Source organism: Paracoccus sp. (in: a-proteobacteria) (assembly GCF_047605025.1).
Taxonomy (GTDB): Bacteria; Pseudomonadota; Alphaproteobacteria; order Rhodobacterales; family Rhodobacteraceae; genus Paracoccus.
On the sequence record NZ_JASGGO010000013.1, the window covers coordinates 25,983 to 39,084 of the forward strand.

The window sequence follows — 13,102 nt, forward strand, 5'->3', positions numbered from 1 at the left end:
GGGCCAAAAAAAAACGCCCGCACAAGGCGGGCGCAAGTCATGAGGCAGGTTTCATACAGGCAAGAAACCTATCGAGCAGTGGATTATCTATACGCTTTTCCCAAGCAGAGTCCAACGGGTAAGTTTGCGTCGTGGTGAACGGGCCGCTAATCTGCGAGACAACAAAATCCGCGACCCGGAAATCAGGGCCATCGAGCATGCGATTCTTCAAAATTCTTAACGAATCCGCGATCTGGCGGGCCTTCGCGCTTTGCGTGTGTGTTGCAACGATGCCGCTGGCAAGCCCTGCCGAGCCGATGCATGCCATTGCAATGTATGGAGAACCTGCGCTTGATGCGCGGCTCGACCACCTGCCCTACGCCAATCCCGAGGCGCCGAAAGGCGGCGCGATTCGCCTTGCCGAGACAGGCAGCTTCGATTCGCTCAACCCTTGGATCCTGATGGGAAACCCGGTCTGGCCGATCTTCACCCAGCCGGGCCTTCTGGCCGAGCCGCTGATGATGCGCTCGCTTGACGAGCCTTTCACGCTTTACGGCCTTCTGGCCGAAAGCGTCGAGACCGATCCCGACCGGACATGGGTGCAGTTCACCCTGCGCCCCGAGGCCCGTTTCTCGGACGGCTCGCCCGTCACCATCGAGGATGTGATGTGGTCCTATCAGACGCTGGGGACCAAGGGCCATCCGCGCTATACCACGACCTGGGCGAAGGTCGCGAAGATGGAACAGACCGGCCCCCGCTCGGTCCGCTTCACCTTCAACACCCCGGACCGCGAACTTGCCCTGCTGATGGGCCTGCGCCCGATCCTGAAAAAAGCGCAGTGGCAGGACCGCGATTTCGCGCAGTCCAGCTTGGTGCCGCCCATCGGCTCGGGGCCTTACGTCATCGACCGCGTGGACCCCGGCCGCTCGATCACCTTTCGGCGCAATCCCGATTACTGGGGCCGCGATCTGGCGGTGAACCGGGGGCTGAACAATTTCGACACGCTGCGCTATGATTATTTCGCGGATGCCTCGGCCATGTTCGAAGCCTTCAAGGCCGGCGAGACGGATGCCTGGCGCGAGCTTGTCGCCGCCCGCTGGGCGCGGGATTTCGACTTTCCCGCCATCCGCGACGGCCGCGTCGTCAAGTCCGAGATCCCGAACCAGCGCCCCTCGGGGATCATGGGCCTGGTGATGAACACGCGAAACCCGATCTTCGCCGATTGGCGGGTGCGCCAGGCGATGATCGAGGCGTTCAACTATCGTTTCATGAACCTGACTCTGTCGGGCGGCACCGATCCGCGCATCACCAGTTATTTCTCGAACTCCGAGCTTGCCATGTCCCCCGGCCCCGCGACGGGGCGCGAGGCGGAACTTCTGGCACCCTTCCGCGCCGATCTGGCCCCCGGCACGCTGGAAGGCTATGTCCTGCCCCCCGGAGGCGATCGTGCCATCGACCGCAAAGGCATCCACGCCGCGCTGAACCTGCTGGCCGAGGCCGGCTGGACCGTGCGGGACGGGCAATTGCGCGATGCCGAAGACCGGCCCTTCGGCTTCGAGATCCTGCTGAACCAGTCCGGCAGCGCCATGCGCAGCAGCGCCGAGACGCGCCAGATCGTCAATATCTTCGTCGAAAGTCTGCGTAACCTGGGCATCCGCCCGCAGGTCACGCTGCTTGATCCCGCGCAATATGTCGAGCGGACGAACAATTACCAGTTCGATATGACCTGGTATGAGCGCGGTCTAAGCCTCTCTCCGGGCAATGAACAGATGCTTTACTGGGGCCATGCCGGGGTGGAGGCGCCGGGCAGCAAGAACTGGATGGGCATGAACGTGCCCGCCGCCGAGGCGATGATCCGCGAGATGGTCAATGCGCGCGACCGCGACGACTACCTGGCGGCCGTGCATGCGCTGGACCGCATCCTGATTGCGGGGCGCTATGTGATTCCGGTAAGTTTTTCGCCGATTTCGCGCTTGGCGCATCGGGCGAACCTGCATTATCCCGAAAGAACGCCGCTTTACGGGGACTGGCCCGGCTTCATGCCGGAAACATGGTGGTTTGAGGAAAGGAAGTAACTCGTGATCAGGATCGCAACCCTCGCAGCCTTTCTGGCGTTGGCCGGATGCAACACCGTCGCCGGCGTCGGCGAGGATATCACCGGCGTCTCCCGCATGGTGCAGGGGGGTGTCGGCGGAAGGGGGTATTGATGCGCTGGAGCAATGTTCAGGCCAATTGGCCCGCCTTCTACGAGGTGATCACCGAGAAATGGCCCGAGGCGGAAGAGGACGATCTTGACGAGATCGACGGCGATCAGCGCGCCTTCATCAAGTATATCTCGGAAGTGACCGGCCAGGAAATCGCCGAAACCAAGGACGAGATCCGCGAGTGGCTGGCCGGAGAGATCCCTTCGGACGTGGTGATGGACCCCGTGCATGACGGCCACTCCATCGCGCTGTCGGCGAAATTTGTCGGCGAGGGCGAAGACGAATATGACGACGATGCCCGCTTCGGCGATGATGACGAGGTCAGGGGCGACGGCGATCTGAACGATTCGCGTTGAAAGCCGGCACAGAACCGGACCATGCGGAACTTGTCCCCCGCCGAGGATTCGACGTGCGGGCGGCTGAGGCGGCGCGGGGGCTCTGCCCCCACGCCAGGTCGGCCCCTCAATGGGGCCGGCCTGGCGTTCCCCCGGGATATTTGAGCAAGAAAGAAGCCTGAAGCGCTCGGTTTCAGGCGTCGAGATCGACCCAGACCGGCACATGGTCGCTGGGTTTGTCCTTGGCCCGCTCTTCCCTGTCTATCCCCAGATCGATCAGCAGGTCTGCCGCCTGAGGCGACAGCAGCACATGGTCGATGCGGATACCATTGTCGCGCTGCCAGGCACCCGCCTGATAGTCCCAGAAGGTGAAGGGGCCGCGCGTGGCATCCGGGGCGCGCAGCCGCACCGCGTCGATCCAGCCATCGTGCAGGATGCGCCGGAAGGCCGCGCGGCTTTCGGGCTGGAACAGGGCATCATCCGTCCATTTCTCGGGATGGGCGGCATCGCGCGGCTCGGGGATGACGTTGTAGTCGCCCAGCATTACCGTGGGCAGTTCCAACTGGCGCAATTCGCGGGCGCGGGTGCGCAGGCGCTTCATCCAGGCGAGTTTATAGTCGAATTTCGGCCCTGGCTGCGGATTCCCGTTGGGCAGGTAGAGCCCCGCCACCCGCACCGCGCGATGACCCACGACTGTCGCCTCGATATAGCGGGCCTGCTCGTCGGTCTCGTCTCCGGGCAGGCCCCGCGTCACGTCCTCCAGCGGCAAGCGCGACAGGATCGCCACGCCGTTGAAGCCTTTTTGTCCATGCGTGGCCAATTGATAGCCCAGATCCAGGATGGGCTCGGCCGGAAAGCCCTCGTCCTGGGTCTTGATCTCTTGCAGAACCACGACATCGGGCCTGGCATGGGCCAGCCAGCCCGTCAGGGTCTCGATCCGGGCACGAATGCCGTTGATATTGAAGCTTGCGATTTTCATGGAAGCAAGATTAGCCGCCCGCTCCGCGCGAGGCCAGATCAGATCGAGAAGCTGGTGCCGCAGCCGCAGGACGAAGTGGCATTCGGATTCTCGATCACGAAGCGGGCGCCGATCAACTCATCCGTGAAGTCGATCACGGCTCCCGCCAGAAAGGGCAGCGAAACCGGGTCCACCACCACGGTCTGCCCGCCACCTTGCAGCAGCAGATCATCCTTGGCCGGCTCGTCCAGGCGGATGTCGTATTGGAACCCCGAGCAGCCGCCGCCCGCGACCGCCACACGCAAAGGCCGGGCGGGGCCGTCGGCATTGATCTCGGCCAGGCGCGCGAAAGCGCGTTCGGTGACCTTGGGGGGCAGGTTAAGGGCGAGGTTCATGGGGCGTTCCCGTTTTCGTCTTCTGCCGTGGAATATAGGCTTCGCGACAAGACCTCGCAAGGAATGCAACCGAATGACGGCTCCCTATGCCTGCCAGCCCGAAGAAAGCCGCGGCCGCCGCTGGCCCGAGCGCATGTCCACATTCCGCAGCCCCTGGCAGCGCGACCGCGACAGGATCATCCATGCCTCGGCCTTTCGGCGGCTGAAACACAAGACCCAGGTTTTCGTCGAGCATGAGGGGGATTATTACCGCACCCGCCTGACCCATACGATCGAGGTGGCCCAGGTGGCGCGGACGATTTCAGGCGTGCTTGGCCTGAATGCCGATCTGGCCGAGACCGTGGCCCTGGCGCATGACCTGGGCCATCCGCCCTTCGGCCATACCGGCGAGGATGCGCTGGCGGTGCTGATGGCGCCCTATGGCGGGTTCGATCACAACGCCCAGGCACTGCGGATCGTGACCAGGCTGGAACGGCATTACGCCGATTTCGACGGTCTGAACCTGACCTGGGAAAGCCTTGAGGGCATCGCCAAGCATAACGGCCCCGTCACCGGCGAACTGCCCTATGCCCTGGCCGAGGTGAATGCGGAATGGAATCTGGAACTGCACACGAATGCCAGCGCCGAAGCCCAGGTCGCCGCCGTCGCCGATGACGTGGCCTATAACCATCATGACCTGCATGACGGCCTGCGCGCGGGCCTGTTCACCGAGGCTGATCTGGCGGAACTGCCGGTGATCGGCGAGGCTTTCGCGCGGGTGGACCATCTGCATCCGGGCCTGGACCCGATGCGGCGGCGACATGAGGCGCTGCGACGGGTCTTCGGTGTGATGGTCGAGGATGTGATCGCCGTGGCCCAGAACCGCCTGACCGGCCTGAAGCCGCAATGCGCCCAGGACATCCGGGCGATGGAGGGGCCGATCATCCGCTTTTCGAAGCCGCTCTATCAAAACCTCAAGGCGATCAAGCTGTTTCTGTTCACCCGCATGTATCGGGCGCCCAGCGTGGTGGTCGAGCGCAAACGCGTGACCCAGATGCTGAACGGGCTGTTTCCGCTGTTCCTGAACGATCCCTCGAAAATGCCCGAGCATTGGTTTCACGCCGCCGAGGGCGCCGGGGACGAAACCGCGCGGGCACGGGTGGTCCTGGACTATGTCGCCGGCATGACCGACCGCTTCGCCATCCAGGAGGCCGAGCGGTTGCTGGGTTAGCGTGGGATTTTCGGACGGGGGCTCCGCCCCCACGCCTGGCAGGCCCCTCAATGGGGCCTGCCAGGCGTTCCCCCGGGATATTTGGGCAAGAAAGACTGGGCGCGGAAGGCTGGGGCGGAATGAACCGCCTTGCGCTGGACTGCGTTGAGAGGCGGACAACCTGCAAGGAGGGTTCCATGATCAGCAATTACGGCTTGGCCAGATGGCAAGGCGGGCTCAGGGACGGCCGGGGCGCGGTCTCGACCGGATCCGGCGCATTGAGCGATCTGCCCTATGGGTTCAGGGCACGTTTCGAGGGCGAGACCGGCACCAACCCCGAGGAACTGATCGGCGCGGCCCATGCGGCATGTTTCAGCATGGCGCTGTCAGGGATCCTAGAAAAGGCCGGGATCACCGATGTGACGATCGAGACCACATCGAGGATCGGACTGGACAAGGAGGGCGACGGCTTTGCCATCAAGACCGCGCATCTGACGGCGAAGGTCTTGGGCCAGGGCGACAAGGCGGTGATAGAGGAATGCGCCCGCAAGGCCGAAAAGGGCTGTCCGGTCAGCAAGGTGCTGAATGCCGAGATCACGCTGGATCTGACGGTAGTTTGAGTTCCTTGAGGTGCAATCCCTGATCGCGCCTCATCGGACTGCATTGGAGGGCGAGGCAACGGTCAGGGGTAGACCCGTTCAAGCTTTTCCGACAAGAGAAGGGCGCCCGGTGTAACGACCGCTATATTCCGCACCTCAAGCCAGCAGTCCTCGCGCGACAGGGCCGCGATGCAATAGGGATGCGCCTTCCAGTCGGAAAGGAGGGCGTTGGCCAACGGGCTGTCCAGATCGGTGAAGTCGCCAAGCTTTCGCGGCTCCGCAAGGACATACCCCTCGCTCATCGCGGCTTCGAAGGGCAATTCAGTGCCGTAGAAGCGGCCATTTCCGAAAAGCATCAGATTATCGAACGGACTGCCATAGGCCGAGAGCAGGACGTAATTGGTCAGCAGTCCAAGGCCCTCGCCGTTCGCGCCTTTCACCCGATAGACGGCATATTCATCGTCGGATCGAACATCCGTCAACTCGTAGAGCATACGCTCGCTCACGCCCTCCTCGCCATCGACGAATACGACACGAGGGCCACCGCTTGAGGGCCGCAGGATGCCGACGGACGCCCATCGTCCGCCTTCGGCCTGTTGGAGCAAGTCATCGAAATCGTTCAAGCCATTCATGAATATCAGATCGCCTGGGCGCCAGTCCCAAGCGGCTTCCGCCATGAGCGCGGCATATTCCGGCTTGACCTCCTCGACCGAGGCCACGAAATCATCTGCCGACGCTGGCGGGCAGAACGACAAGACCGTCGAGATAGCCCAAATCATGCGCTTCGCTGAAAGCTCTCCCCGAGTTGACTTCCGGGTCTGCCGCCGATCCTTCATTGCGCGTTTTTCGCGCCTTTCACGTCGTGAGAGGATGACACAGGCATGATGCGGCCCCCCATGCGCCCACCCCTAAACCATCATCTCTTTCGTCGCCGTCAGCTTCAACTCGGGATGATCGCGCTGCACGCGGTCGATGTCCCATTGCAGCCGGGTCAGATAGACCAGATCGCCGTCATGGTCCTGCGCCATATGGCCCTTGTTGGCTTGGGCGAAGGCATCCACCTTGTCCTTGGGCCCCGCGACCCAGCGGGCGCTGGTGAACTGGCTGGATTCAAAGCGCACCGGCAGGCCGTATTCGATCTCGATCCGGCTGGCCAGCACCTCGAATTGCAGCGCGCCCACGACGCCCACGATGAAGCCCGAGCCGATCATCGGCTTGAACACCTTGGCCGCGCCCTCTTCGGCGAATTGCATCAGCGCCTTTTCCAGATGCTTGGCCTTCATCGGATCGCCCGCGCGCACGGTCTGCAAAAGCTCGGGCGCGAAGCTGGGGATGCCGGTAAAGCGCAGCGCCTCGCCCTCGGTCAGCGCGTCACCGATGCGCAACTGGCCGTGGTTCGGGATGCCGATGATGTCGCCAGCCCAGGCTTCCTCGGCCAGTTCGCGGTCGGCGGCCAGGAACAGCACCGGGTTCGACACCGCCATCGGCTTTTTCGACCGCACATGCAAAAGCTTCATGCCGCGCTGGAAATGCCCCGAGGCCAGCCGCACGAAGGCCACCCGGTCGCGGTGCTTGGGGTCCATGTTCGCCTGCACCTTGAAGACGAAGCCGGTCACCGGCTTTTCATCCGGGGAAATTTGACGCTCGGCCGCGGTCTGCGGTTGCGGTTCGGGGCCGTATTCGCCGATGCCGGTCATCAGCTCCTTGACGCCGAAGCTGTTGATGGCGCTGCCGAACCAGATCGGGGTCATGTGCCCTTCCAGGAACGCCTTGCGGTCGAAGGCGGGCAGCAGTTCGCGCGCCATCTCAAGTTCCTCGCGCAGCTTTTCCAACTGTTCGGCCGGCACGTGGTCGGCCAGGCGGGGGTCGTCCAATCCGGTGATCTGCACGGTTTCGGCGACCTTGTTGCGGTCGGCGCGGTCCATGATCTCAAGCCGGTCGTTGAGCAGGTCATAGGCGCCAATGAAGTCGCGACCCATGCCGATGGGCCAGGACACCGGCGCCACGTCGATGGCCAGGTTTTCCTGGATCTCGTCGATGATCTCGAACGTGTCGCGGGATTCGCGGTCCATCTTGTTGCAGAAGGTCAGGATCGGCAGGTCGCGCAGCCGGCAGACCTCGAACAGCTTGCGGGTCTGGCTTTCCACGCCCTTGGCCCCGTCGATCACCATGATCGCCGCATCCACCGCCGTCAGGGTGCGATAGGTATCCTCGGAAAAATCGCTGTGGCCGGGGGTATCTACCAGGTTAAAGCGATACTCGCCGAATTCGAAGGACATGGCCGAGGCCGAGACCGAGATGCCCCGGTCCTGCTCCATCTTCATGAAGTCCGAGCGCGTGCGCCGCGCCTCGCCCTTGGCGCGGACCTGGCCGGCCATCTGGATCGCGCCGCCGAACAGCAGGAACTTCTCGGTCAGGGTGGTCTTGCCGGCATCCGGGTGCGAGATGATCGCGAAGGTCCGGCGGCGGGCGATTTCGGGCGGAAGGATCGGGGCGTTGCTCATGCCCCGCGCTTTACCCTGCCCCGCCCGCGGCCTCAAACGAATTGTTCGCGCATCAGGCGTTCGTCCAGCCCGTGGCCGGGATCGAACAGCAGGCGGTGGCGGATCGAGGTCTCGGACCGGATCTCGACCCACAGGACGGAATTGACCCCGCGCGAATCGGCGTCGGCCATCACCGGGCGCTTGCCGGGATCCAGCACGTCGAACCGCAAGGTGGCGTTGCTGGGCAGGATCGCGCCGCGCCAGCGCCGGGGCCGGAAGGCCGCGATGGCGGTCAGGGCCAGCACGTCCGTTCCCAGCGGCAGGATCGGGCCATTGGCCGAATAGTTGTAGGCGGTCGAACCCGCTGGCGTGCACAAAAGCGCGCCGTCGCAGACCAGCTCCTCCATGCGCACGCGGCCGTTCACGCTGATGCGCAGCCGCGCGGCCTGCGGCCCGGCGCGCAGCAGGCTGACTTCGTTGATCGCCAGCGCGCAATGCTCATGTCCATCGGTGGTGCCTGCGGTCATGGCAAGCGGGTTCACCACCGTTTCCTCGGCCGCGGCGATACGCTCGGGCAAATCGTCGGCCTGGAAGGCGTTCATCATGAAGCCCACGGTGCCCCGGTTCATGCCATAGACCGGCAGGCCCCGGTTCTGATGCATGACCGACAGCATCAGCCCGTCGCCGCCAAGCGCCACGATCACCTCTGCCTCGCGCAGAGGAACATGGCCATAGCGGTCCGAAAGCTCGTCGGCGGCGGTCGAGGCGGCCTCGGTGCTGCTTGAGATGAAATGCATTTTCATGCCGCCATCATGGCGCGAGGCCGGGCAGACGCAAGCCCGAAGGACAGCCGGACAGGATCCGCCGCGCCGCCATCTACCGCGCCCCCGTCGCATCCGTCCTAGCGGGCTGTCCAGAAAGGCGCTAGAAGGCCGCCAAGCCGCTTCCGCACAAGGACCACAGCATGGACACCGGATTCTTCACCGAGACCCTTGAAAGCCGCGACGCCGATGTCTTCGGCGCGATCCGCAAGGAGCTTGGCCGCCAGCGCGACGAGATCGAGTTGATCGCCAGCGAGAACATCGTCTCGAAAGCCGTGCTGGAGGCGCAGGGCTCGGTCCTGACCAACAAATATGCCGAAGGCTATCCCGGCAAGCGCTATTACGGCGGCTGCCAATATGTCGATATCGTGGAAACGCTGGCGATCGAACGGGCGAAGCAACTGTTCGGCTGCGGCTTCGCCAACGTCCAGCCCAACAGCGGCAGCCAGATGAACCAGGCCGTGTTCCTGGCGCTGCTGCAACCGGGCGACACCTTCATGGGCCTGGACCTGAATTCGGGTGGCCACCTGACGCATGGCTCGCCGGTGAACATGTCGGGCAAATGGTTCAACGTCGTCAGCTATGGCGTGCGCAAGCAGGACCAGTTGCTGGACATGGAGGAGATCCGCCGCAGCGCGCATGAGCACAAGCCCAAGCTGATCGTCGCGGGCGGCACCGCTTATTCCCGCATCTGGGACTGGGCCGAGTTCCGCAAGATCGCGGATGAGGTCGGCGCCTGGCTGATGGTGGACATGGCCCATATCGCCGGCCTGGTCGCGGGCGGGCAGCACCCCTCGCCGCTGCCGCACGCCCATGTCGTGACCACGACGACGCATAAATCCCTGCGCGGCCCGCGCGGCGGCATGGTGCTGACGAACGACGCCGACATCGCGAAAAAGATCAACTCGGCGGTGTTCCCCGGCCTTCAGGGCGGTCCGTTGATGCATGTGATCGCCGCCAAGGCCGTCGCCTTCGGCGAGGCGCTGCGCCCCGAGTTCAAGGACTATGCCGCGCAGGTCGTCAGGAACGCCCAGGCCATGGCCGACGAGCTGATGAAGGGCGGCATCGACATCGTGTCGGGCGGCACCGACAACCACCTGTGCCTCGCGGACCTGCGCCCGAAAGGCGTGACCGGCAAAGCGACCGAGGCGGCGCTTGGCCGGGCGCATATCACCTGCAACAAGAACGGCGTGCCTTTTGATCCCGAAAAGCCCTTCGTGACCTCGGGCATCCGCCTGGGCGCACCCGCCGGCACGACGCGCGGCTTCGGCGAAGAGGAGTTCCGCCAGATCGCCCGCTGGATCGTCGAGGTCGTCGATGGCCTTGCCGCCAATGGCGAGGCCGGCAATGCCGAAGTCGAGGCCAAGGTGAAGGCCGAGGTCGAGGCGCTTTGCGCGAAATTCCCGCTTTACGCCGGAATGTAAGCCGGCCGGGCGCGCGGGTCAGATCAGCCCGCGTGCCCTTACCAGCCACAGGATGATTGCCGCCAGCAGCATCAGTCCGAAAAGGATGCTCGCCGCGACACTGACCGTCCCGCCCCGCAGCCTGTCGCTCTGGCCCAAGGGCCGCAAATAGGCCGTCAGCGCCTTATGCGCCCGCTCCAGCCGCTCCAGATCCACCTGCCTCGCCAGCTTGGGCTGACCCGACATCCGCTCGGCCTGGACCATCATCTGCGCCTGCCGCCGCAGCCTTCGCGGCAAAGCCCCGCCCCGCTTGCGCAACATCGCCTGCAATTCGGGGGCATGGCCGCGCTTCACCCCGCCAAAGCGGGCGGCCATCAGACTTGCCACCTCATCGGCCATCGGCCTGATCTTTTCGATGCCCATCGCGCATTCCTTTTTCCGCCCAGGCTAACGGCTCTGGCGCGGCTTCGCCAGTCGGGATAGGTTCGGACCATGATGCTGCAAACCACCATGATCGGAGAGGATTCAAACGCGCCGCCCGTGCTTCTGGCGCATGGCCTGCTTGGATCGGGGCGCAACCTTGGCGGCCTGGCCCGCCGCCTGGCCGAGACGCGCCGGGTCATCAGCGTGGACATGCGCAATCACGGCGACAGCCCGCATGACCCGGATCATTCCTACCCCGCGCTGGCCCGTGATCTGGGCAAGGTGATCGCCGCGCAGGGGGGGCACGCCGATGTCCTGGGCCATTCCATGGGCGGCAAGGCCGCGATGATGCTGGCGCTGACCCAGCCGCAACGCGTCCGCCGCCTAGCCGTTCTGGACATTGCCCCTTTTGCCTATGAGCACAGCCAGGCGCATCTGATCGACGCGCTTGAGGCGGTGGACCTGTCCGCCATCCGCCTGCGCTCGCAGGCGGATGCGCTGCTGGCCGCGCATATCCCCGAGCCGGGCGTGCGCGCCTTCCTGCTGCAATCGCTGGACCTGAAGGCCCAGCCGCCGCGCTGGAAATTCAACCTGACCGCCCTGCGCGACCAGATGGCCAGGCTCGTCGGCTGGCCCGAAGGGGTGACCAAGGCCGGATTCTCGGGGCCCGCGCTGTTTCTGGCCGGGGCGGATTCGGATTATTGCCGCAGCCCGCAAGTCCAGGCGATCCGCGACTATTTCCCCCAGGCCGAGATCCGTTTCATGGCCGGCGCCGGGCATTGGCTGCATGCCGACCGCCCGCAGGACGTGGCGGAACGGGTCGCGCGGTTTTTCGGCTAAGGCCGCCGGCAGTCCAGCAAGATCCACGCCTCGCCCGTGTCGCCGGGGATGCGGGTCACGGCGCTGTTCGGGATGGCGCGGCAGCCGGTCGCCTGCGCGGCCGCGCGCATCATCAGTTCGGGCACCGGAACCCTTTGCTTTCGCGCAAGATAGCCCAGCCGGATCACCTCGGCCTCGTTTTCCTTGTGAAAGACCGCGAAGCGGATGCCGTCCAGCGTCACGTCATGGCGGGTGGCGCCCATGAAGACCGGCGCGGGAGAGGCGCAGCCAGCCAGTAGAAGAAGCGGAAGAATCAGCAGATCGCGCATGCGCTCAGGATCACGCGAAAGGGTTAAGCAATTCCTAACGCGCCTCGGAACCCAGCCGGACAAACTGGCGTTGAAAAGGCGAACCACATGTTTTTCAGGAGAATTTCCAATGCGCCGGATGCTGAAACTGACGCCGATTCTTGCCCTGCTGGCCCTCGCCGCCTGCGAGACAGTGCAGGGTGCCGGCCGCGACATGCAGGCGGCCGGCCAGGCCGTCAGCCAGGAGAGCCGCAAGGTTCAGGCCGAGGGGATGTAAAACCCCATCCCGGCGACAAGGGCGGCACTTTCCAGCCGCCCTTGTCATGTCCGGCTTGCCGCGCGAAAATACCAAGCCTCGGGAGCGACGGCATCGTTCCTGGCCGCTTGGCCCCGACGACGCTAAGCCTTGAAACTTGAGCGATTTTCCGCCGATAACAGCAATCCCAGCCCCGCTCGCGCATCCGTGTGCTTGAGCCGGCGAAAAGCTGCACTAGTTTCCGCGATCAAACAACAGACAAGAAAAAGGGACAGATGATGCGCAGGATTCTTCCTTGGGCCATGCTGATCGCCGCGACCATGGTCTCGGCTTGTGAAACGATGCAGGGCGCGGGCCGCGACATGCAAAGCGCGGGCGCGCTGTTGACCGAGCAGGCGGCGAACAGCCAGACCCAGATCGGCGGCAGCTATACGCCTCCGGCGGCGACCCCACAGCCCTATTGAACCAAAGATGGTCAGGGTGGTTTGCCCCTGCCCGGCTGAAAGGCATGCCGAAGATCTGCTTCGGTCATCAGGCAAGGCCCGGCGTCTTGGGCTTTGCTCGAATCGGTTTTTGCCTGAAAATGGTTCCTCGGAACCTCTGGCAGGCTGGCGCATTGGCCTGACAGAAGGATGATCCCAAGGAGGCACCGATGAAGAACCCCTGGATGAGCGCCTGGCTCTCGGCCGCGAACAGCGTCATGGCCCCCGCGCGGGGCCAGATGATGGCCGAGATGCAGAAGGCTCAGCGGCAGATGATACAGGATTGGCAAAAATCCTGCATCGACGCTTATATGGCGATGTGGTTTCCAGGCGGGAAGAAACGCTGAAACCGAAAGGCTTCCCAAAGCCGAGCGCAGGTTGATCGACGGACATCACCTTGCCCCCGCCTGCACGGTGGAAGGTTTCTTCATATTTATATTGTAGGAAT

Annotated in this window: 16 protein-coding genes; 9 read left to right on the top strand and 7 right to left on the bottom strand. The window is 64.2% G+C overall.

Features of this window, described 5'->3' with window-relative positions; translation table 11 throughout:
• The first annotated feature begins 197 nt into the window (after positions 1-197).
• Together QM682_RS09250 and QM682_RS09255 are read left to right on the top strand one after the other, a co-directional pair.
• Positions 198-2,054 carry an extracellular solute-binding protein gene (locus QM682_RS09250; RefSeq protein WP_415129001.1) on the top strand — a complete coding sequence of 619 codons (1,857 nt, stop codon included), beginning with the start codon at positions 198-200 and terminating at the stop codon, positions 2,052-2,054.
• Positions 2,055-2,185: 131 nt separating this feature from the next.
• Positions 2,186-2,539 carry a hypothetical protein gene (locus QM682_RS09255; protein WP_415129003.1) on the top strand — a complete coding sequence of 118 codons (354 nt, stop codon included), beginning with the start codon at positions 2,186-2,188 and terminating at the stop codon, positions 2,537-2,539.
• Positions 2,540-2,711: 172 nt separating this feature from the next.
• On the opposite strand, the gene xth is transcribed toward QM682_RS09255, so the two are convergent.
• Together xth and QM682_RS09265 are read right to left on the bottom strand one after the other, a co-directional pair.
• Positions 2,712-3,497 carry an exodeoxyribonuclease III gene (xth, locus tag QM682_RS09260; protein ID WP_415129005.1) on the bottom strand — a complete coding sequence of 262 codons (786 nt, stop codon included), beginning with the start codon at positions 3,495-3,497 and terminating at the stop codon, positions 2,712-2,714.
• Positions 3,498-3,535: 38 nt separating this feature from the next.
• Complete coding sequence (locus QM682_RS09265; RefSeq protein WP_415129007.1) at positions 3,536-3,871, bottom strand: HesB/IscA family protein; 336 nt, start codon at positions 3,869-3,871, stop codon at positions 3,536-3,538.
• A 73-nt stretch (positions 3,872-3,944) separates the two neighbouring features.
• Here QM682_RS09265 and QM682_RS09270 point away from each other — a divergent pair, with 73 nt between their 5' ends.
• Together QM682_RS09270 and QM682_RS09275 are read left to right on the top strand one after the other, a co-directional pair.
• Positions 3,945-5,081, top strand: coding sequence for a deoxyguanosinetriphosphate triphosphohydrolase (locus QM682_RS09270; RefSeq protein WP_415129009.1), 1,137 nt, complete (start codon positions 3,945-3,947; stop codon positions 5,079-5,081).
• Positions 5,082-5,257: 176 nt separating this feature from the next.
• The gene (locus QM682_RS09275; protein ID WP_415129011.1) at positions 5,258-5,680 is read left to right on the top strand and encodes an OsmC family peroxiredoxin; all 423 of its coding nucleotides are present in this window, start codon (positions 5,258-5,260) and stop codon (positions 5,678-5,680) included.
• A gap of 62 nt (positions 5,681-5,742) precedes the next feature.
• Here the strand turns inward: QM682_RS09275 and QM682_RS09280 are convergent, their stop codons facing one another.
• From QM682_RS09280 to QM682_RS09290, 3 genes are all read right to left on the bottom strand, one after another.
• On the bottom strand, positions 5,743-6,438 hold the full coding sequence (locus tag QM682_RS09280) for a peptidoglycan peptidase (protein ID WP_415129013.1): 696 nt from the start codon (positions 6,436-6,438) through the stop codon (positions 5,743-5,745).
• Positions 6,439-6,567: 129 nt separating this feature from the next.
• Entirely contained in the window at positions 6,568-8,163 is a 1,596-nt protein-coding gene (locus QM682_RS09285) for a peptide chain release factor 3 (RefSeq protein ID WP_415129015.1), read from the bottom strand.
• A 32-nt stretch (positions 8,164-8,195) separates the two neighbouring features.
• Positions 8,196-8,945: an NAD kinase gene (locus tag QM682_RS09290; protein ID WP_415129017.1), complete on the bottom strand. Its 750-nt coding sequence runs from the start codon at positions 8,943-8,945 to the stop codon at positions 8,196-8,198.
• Positions 8,946-9,106: 161 nt separating this feature from the next.
• Here QM682_RS09290 and glyA point away from each other — a divergent pair, with 161 nt between their 5' ends.
• Entirely contained in the window at positions 9,107-10,387 is a 1,281-nt protein-coding gene (gene glyA / locus QM682_RS09295; protein ID WP_415129019.1) for a serine hydroxymethyltransferase, read from the top strand.
• Between the two features lie 18 nt (positions 10,388-10,405).
• Here glyA and QM682_RS09300 read toward each other — a convergent pair whose 3' ends face one another.
• A complete protein-coding gene (locus tag QM682_RS09300) occupies positions 10,406-10,789 on the bottom strand; it encodes a hypothetical protein (protein ID WP_415129020.1) in 384 nt (127 codons plus the stop codon).
• 69 nt (positions 10,790-10,858) lie between these two features.
• Between QM682_RS09300 and QM682_RS09305 the strand changes: the two genes are divergently transcribed.
• The gene (locus QM682_RS09305) at positions 10,859-11,629 is read left to right on the top strand and encodes an alpha/beta fold hydrolase (protein WP_415129022.1); all 771 of its coding nucleotides are present in this window, start codon (positions 10,859-10,861) and stop codon (positions 11,627-11,629) included.
• On the opposite strand, the gene QM682_RS09310 is transcribed toward QM682_RS09305, so the two are convergent.
• On the bottom strand, positions 11,626-11,937 hold the full coding sequence (locus QM682_RS09310; protein WP_415129023.1) for a hypothetical protein: 312 nt from the start codon (positions 11,935-11,937) through the stop codon (positions 11,626-11,628). The genes QM682_RS09305 and QM682_RS09310 overlap by 4 nt on opposite strands.
• A 118-nt stretch (positions 11,938-12,055) precedes the next feature.
• Between QM682_RS09310 and QM682_RS09315 the strand changes: the two genes are divergently transcribed.
• The 3 genes from QM682_RS09315 (at position 12,056) to QM682_RS09325 (ending at position 13,001) form a co-directional block, all read left to right on the top strand.
• Positions 12,056-12,193, top strand: a complete 138-nt coding sequence (locus tag QM682_RS09315; RefSeq protein WP_415129137.1) for an entericidin A/B family lipoprotein — start codon at positions 12,056-12,058, stop codon at positions 12,191-12,193.
• Positions 12,194-12,450: 257 nt separating this feature from the next.
• Positions 12,451-12,636, top strand: a complete 186-nt coding sequence (locus QM682_RS09320; RefSeq protein WP_415129024.1) for an entericidin A/B family lipoprotein — start codon at positions 12,451-12,453, stop codon at positions 12,634-12,636.
• A gap of 188 nt (positions 12,637-12,824) precedes the next feature.
• Entirely contained in the window at positions 12,825-13,001 is a 177-nt protein-coding gene (locus QM682_RS09325) for a hypothetical protein (protein ID WP_415129025.1), read from the top strand.
• Positions 13,002-13,102 lie beyond the last annotated feature (101 nt).

What these genes read in the sequence shown, in the direction of transcription:
- QM682_RS09250 (WP_415129001.1), top strand. Translation starts at nt 198, where the DNA reads ATGCGATTCTTCAAAATTCTTAACGAATCCGCGATCTGGCGGGCCTTC.
- QM682_RS09255 (WP_415129003.1), top strand. Translation starts at nt 2,186, where the DNA reads ATGCGCTGGAGCAATGTTCAGGCCAATTGGCCCGCCTTCTACGAGGTG.
- xth (WP_415129005.1), bottom strand. Translation starts at nt 3,497, where the DNA reads ATGAAAATCGCAAGCTTCAATATCAACGGCATTCGTGCCCGGATCGAG.
- QM682_RS09265 (WP_415129007.1), bottom strand. Translation starts at nt 3,871, where the DNA reads ATGAACCTCGCCCTTAACCTGCCCCCCAAGGTCACCGAACGCGCTTTC.
- QM682_RS09270 (WP_415129009.1), top strand. Translation starts at nt 3,945, where the DNA reads ATGACGGCTCCCTATGCCTGCCAGCCCGAAGAAAGCCGCGGCCGCCGC.
- QM682_RS09275 (WP_415129011.1), top strand. Translation starts at nt 5,258, where the DNA reads ATGATCAGCAATTACGGCTTGGCCAGATGGCAAGGCGGGCTCAGGGAC.
- QM682_RS09280 (WP_415129013.1), bottom strand. Translation starts at nt 6,438, where the DNA reads ATGATTTGGGCTATCTCGACGGTCTTGTCGTTCTGCCCGCCAGCGTCG.
- QM682_RS09285 (WP_415129015.1), bottom strand. Translation starts at nt 8,163, where the DNA reads ATGAGCAACGCCCCGATCCTTCCGCCCGAAATCGCCCGCCGCCGGACC.
- QM682_RS09290 (WP_415129017.1), bottom strand. Translation starts at nt 8,945, where the DNA reads ATGAAAATGCATTTCATCTCAAGCAGCACCGAGGCCGCCTCGACCGCC.
- glyA (WP_415129019.1), top strand. Translation starts at nt 9,107, where the DNA reads ATGGACACCGGATTCTTCACCGAGACCCTTGAAAGCCGCGACGCCGAT.
- QM682_RS09300 (WP_415129020.1), bottom strand. Translation starts at nt 10,789, where the DNA reads ATGGGCATCGAAAAGATCAGGCCGATGGCCGATGAGGTGGCAAGTCTG.
- QM682_RS09305 (WP_415129022.1), top strand. Translation starts at nt 10,859, where the DNA reads ATGATGCTGCAAACCACCATGATCGGAGAGGATTCAAACGCGCCGCCC.
- QM682_RS09310 (WP_415129023.1), bottom strand. Translation starts at nt 11,937, where the DNA reads ATGCGCGATCTGCTGATTCTTCCGCTTCTTCTACTGGCTGGCTGCGCC.
- QM682_RS09315 (WP_415129137.1), top strand. Translation starts at nt 12,056, where the DNA reads ATGCTGAAACTGACGCCGATTCTTGCCCTGCTGGCCCTCGCCGCCTGC.
- QM682_RS09320 (WP_415129024.1), top strand. Translation starts at nt 12,451, where the DNA reads ATGCGCAGGATTCTTCCTTGGGCCATGCTGATCGCCGCGACCATGGTC.
- QM682_RS09325 (WP_415129025.1), top strand. Translation starts at nt 12,825, where the DNA reads ATGAAGAACCCCTGGATGAGCGCCTGGCTCTCGGCCGCGAACAGCGTC.